Origin of the sequence: Methanofollis sp. (assembly GCF_028702905.1) — an archaeon.
Taxonomy (GTDB): Archaea; Halobacteriota; Methanomicrobia; order Methanomicrobiales; family Methanofollaceae; genus Methanofollis.
Genome location: NZ_JAQVNX010000156.1, coordinates 1 through 3,619, shown reverse-complemented (window position 1 = coordinate 3,619; position 3,619 = coordinate 1). Strand labels below are relative to the sequence as shown.

The window sequence follows — 3,619 nt, the reverse complement described above, 5'->3', positions numbered from 1 at the left end:
GGTCAGGGAGCAGGGGAGGAGGACGGGTTTTGAACTGGTGGGTTCGACGGCAGACGGGCCCTGCTGGCGCACGTCGGGATACAGGGCCGAAACCGGGTGGGGAGGTACGGCGTGGACGTGGCGACATTCGAGGGATTCCTCGCCGCCACCAGATTTTCAGGCGAAGGGGTGCGTCTCGTCGTCATCGACGAGATCGGGAAGATGGAGTGTCTTTCAGCCTTGTTCAGGGACCTCGTGACCGCCCTCCTCGACGGCCCCCTTCCGGTGATGGCGACGGTCGCTCTCAGGGGCGACGCGTTTATCGAGGGGCTGAAGGAGAGGCCGGACGTGCGCCTCGTCGTCGTGACCGGGGCGAACAGGGACACCCTGCTGCCTTATCCTCAGTCTTGAGGCGGCGTCCCTTGCCGGCGAGGGCAAGGCCCATAAGCACCCGCACCGACCGGGTGAGTGATGGAGAGAGAGACGGTGGTCGCCGTCGACATCGGCGCCACCCACTACCGGACCGGGCTTGTGGCGGCCGACGGGACGGTCCTCAGACATGCAGACGGGGACACCCCGCGGGTCGGCGAGTCCGGACTCGCCGTCACCGACGCGGTCGCGGAGGCGGTGGAGGCGGTGATCAGGGACGCCTCGCCGGCGGCGATCGGCATCGCCTCGGCAGGCCCTCTCGACTGTGCCGCGGGCCGGATCGTCGGGTCGCCGAACATGGCCTTTCCCGTGGTCCCGCTCAAAGGGCCCCTGGAGGAGCGCTTCGGCCTGCCTGTGCTGCTCCTGAACGACTCTCGGGCCGGCGCCCTCGGCGAGCGCTGGCAGGGGGCCGGACAGGGTGTCGAGAACCTTGTCTATCTCACTTTCTCGACCGGGATCGGCGGCGGTGCGGTGGTGAACGGCCGCCTGCTCCTAGGTCGGTCTGGGAACGCGGGGGAGGTCGGCCACCTCTTCGTGGACGATGAGTATCACCGCGTCTGCGGCTGCGGCTATGCCGGCCACTGGGAGGCCTATGCCTCAGGGACCGGGATGCCCCGCTTCTGTGCGGCCTGGCTGGCAGCACAGGGGGCGGTGGCGCCCTTCGACGCCTCGACGAGCGCCGGCATCCTCAACGCCGCGGAGGGGGGCGACCCCCTCGCCCTCTCCTTCATGGACGCTCTCGGCAGGATCAATGCCCGCGCCCTCTCAGACATCGTCGTCGCCTACGAACCGGAGATGGTCGTGCTCGACGGCCCCCTGGCGCGGCACCACGGCGACCTCCTCCTCGGGCATCTCCTGCCGCACCTCGACCGCTATCTCCCCCTGCCGCGCTTTGCAATCAGCGCCCTCGAAGGCCGGGCGCCCCTCCTCGGGGCGGCGGCGTACGCTCTCGGGATCTGTTGAGATAAAAAAAGAGGTTCAGGCGCTGTAATACGTGACCTTCTTGCCTTCTTCCGCGTATTCACCGGCAAAGGTCTCGATGTTGCGCTTGTAGCCGATCCTCTGCTCGACGCCGAGGTCACTGAGCACCGACCTGACCCGCATGACGTCGGCCTCGTCGCTCCAGTCGCGGGTATAGACATAGATCACCTTTCTCTCGTCGCGGGACTCCGGGTTGGGGCGGGCGGTGCTCACCTTCGCGGAGATGCCGAGTCTGCCGGCGACGGTGGCGTCCCTGATCTTCTTCCAGAGGTCGTCCACCTCGCCGGTCCTGCAGAAGACGAGCCACTTTCCTGCCTGCTCCCCGTAGGGCTCGCTGTCTCCGGCCGCGGGGTCGTCGGCGATGATCCAGTAGGTCTCGGTCGTCTTCGAGGGGATGACGCTCTCGCCCTCAGCAATGAGATGGTAGATCTCCTCCTTGCTCCCGAAACGTCCGAGGAGGGCGGCGGCGAGAGGCGGGTACTCGGCCTCGAACTCTGCGAAGACCGCAAGGAAGTCGTCCAGGAAGTCGGTCCCATCCTCGACGCGGGAAAAGAGGGGAGCGCCGCGTGCAAGGAGGCCTCTGTTCAGCAGGATCTCGAAGATGCCGTAGGCGGCATCAGCAAGTGCCTCGGAATCGACTTCGTCCATGATCATGTTTCTGGAGAAGCGAACAAAAAAAGGTTATCTCCTGTTTTTGCCGGGAGCCCTGACCGGATTTGCGTGTTCGCACGGAACGGCGGCCTGACAGAGGCCACAGGCGTTGGTCCCTCCGCAGGCAGGGGCCGTGACCGACCTGATATATGCCATGCACAGCCCTTTGTCGTGGCCGGCATCGGTGATCGCCCCGGCAGGGCAGCGCTCGATGCAGGCGCGGCAGGTGCCGCCCGCATAATGGAGGCACCAGTCATGGAGGCCGGCATAGGGCCGCGGCGTCGGGGGGAGGGCGACGGCGGCGACCACCGAACCGATCCGCACCGCCTTTCCCGCCTCCGTGATCAGGCCGTCGCAGAGCCCGAACGTGCCGAGGCCTGAGACCCAGGCGGCGTGACGCTCCGACCAGGTCGAGGCCTCGCCGCAGCGCGGCGAGGTGGCCCGCCGCCAGAGCGGGGAGGCGACCGGGGCGAGTGCAGGGTGACCGGCGGCGGTGAGGGCGTCGGCGAGGCGCGTGCGGACCAGGTCGTTGATCTCCTCGCCGTGCAGGCGGTTCAATACCCAGCGACGGGAGGGGAGGCTGGTCTCTTTCCGCTGGTCGCAGAGGGTGGCCCGGGTCTGCGGGAGCGCCCAGACGATGACCGAGAGGTCGCCGGGCGGCACCGCATGCCCTGGAAAGGTGAGGGCGAAGATCTCGCGCGGGGTCCAGTGGAAGGGGCCGATCTTCTGTTTGATCTCCTCGTAGAGCGGGTCGTCGCCGCTGCTCACGCCGACGAGGGGCCGCCCCCATGCCGGTTCGTCACATTCCGGCGAGAGACGGTTGACCGTCTGGTCAGCCAGGATCTCCTCGATGAAGGTGCGGATGCTCTGGAGGGTGTGCATACGGGATCATGGGCGCCCTCGGAAAAAAAGAAGTACTCTGGGTCACGGCCTGACCGCGGCCGCCGCAAGCTCGGCTGCCTTTTCGCCGGAGAGGAGCATGCCGCCGAAGATCGGGCCCATGCGGCACTCTCCTGCGACGGCGTTCGCAGCCATACCGCAGACGAAGAGACCTGGGAAGACCTCCTTCGTGTGGTCCAGGATCCTGCCCTCGGCCCGCTCGGCCCACATATAGCCCTCGCCGCGGATCGGGAGGTCGCCGCCCTTCTTTGCGACCATATGGCAGATGGTGGCGTCGTGGCCGGTGGCGTCGACGACGGCGCGGCACCGGATCATGAGGGGGTCGACATGGAGGCCGGCCATCTCGACCGGGCTCCAGTTGACGACGAGGCCGGCGACGCGGCCGTCTGCCTTGACGACGACGTCCTCTACGGCGATGAGGTTGAAGAACTCGGCGCCTGCGGTGCAGGCGGCGGCGGTGAGTTTGGAGACGGATTCGACGGACTTCGCGACATAGTAGCCTGGCTCGGCCTCGGTGGAGGCGATGCCGAAGTGGTCGAGGAGGCGCTTTGCCGCGGCCTGGACGACGATCCGCGGGAACATCATGCCGCCGCCCCACATGCCGCCGCCGATGGAGAGTTTCTTCTCAAAGAGGCCGACTTTCAGTCCTTTCTCCGCAAGCAGGGCGGCGCAGGTGATG

Annotated in this window: 4 protein-coding genes and 1 pseudogene; 2 read left to right on the top strand and 3 right to left on the bottom strand. The window is 67.3% G+C overall.

The genetic code is table 11. The features are described 5' to 3' along the window. Positions 1 to 57: 57 nt before the first annotated feature. Positions 58 to 390 (top strand): annotated as a pseudogene (locus PHP59_RS11920) (nucleoside-triphosphatase); the annotation flags it as partial. Positions 391 to 450: 60 nt separating this feature from the next. Then, the gene (locus tag PHP59_RS11915) at positions 451 to 1,371 is read left to right on the top strand and encodes an ROK family protein (protein WP_300167281.1); all 921 of its coding nucleotides are present in this window, start codon (positions 451 to 453) and stop codon (positions 1,369 to 1,371) included. 15 nt (positions 1,372 to 1,386) lie between these two features. On the opposite strand, the gene PHP59_RS11910 is transcribed toward PHP59_RS11915, so the two are convergent. The 3 genes from PHP59_RS11910 to PHP59_RS11900 form a co-directional block, all read right to left on the bottom strand. Beyond that, entirely contained in the window at positions 1,387 to 2,037 is a 651-nt protein-coding gene (locus PHP59_RS11910; RefSeq protein ID WP_300167279.1) for a putative phosphothreonine lyase domain-containg protein, read from the bottom strand. Between the two features lie 33 nt (positions 2,038 to 2,070). Next, positions 2,071 to 2,922, bottom strand: a complete 852-nt coding sequence (locus PHP59_RS11905) for a 4Fe-4S ferredoxin (protein WP_300167277.1) — start codon at positions 2,920 to 2,922, stop codon at positions 2,071 to 2,073. A 42-nt stretch (positions 2,923 to 2,964) separates the two neighbouring features. Then, a partial coding sequence (locus tag PHP59_RS11900) for a sulfide-dependent adenosine diphosphate thiazole synthase (protein WP_300167276.1) occupies positions 2,965 to 3,619 on the bottom strand: 655 nt, incomplete at its 5' end.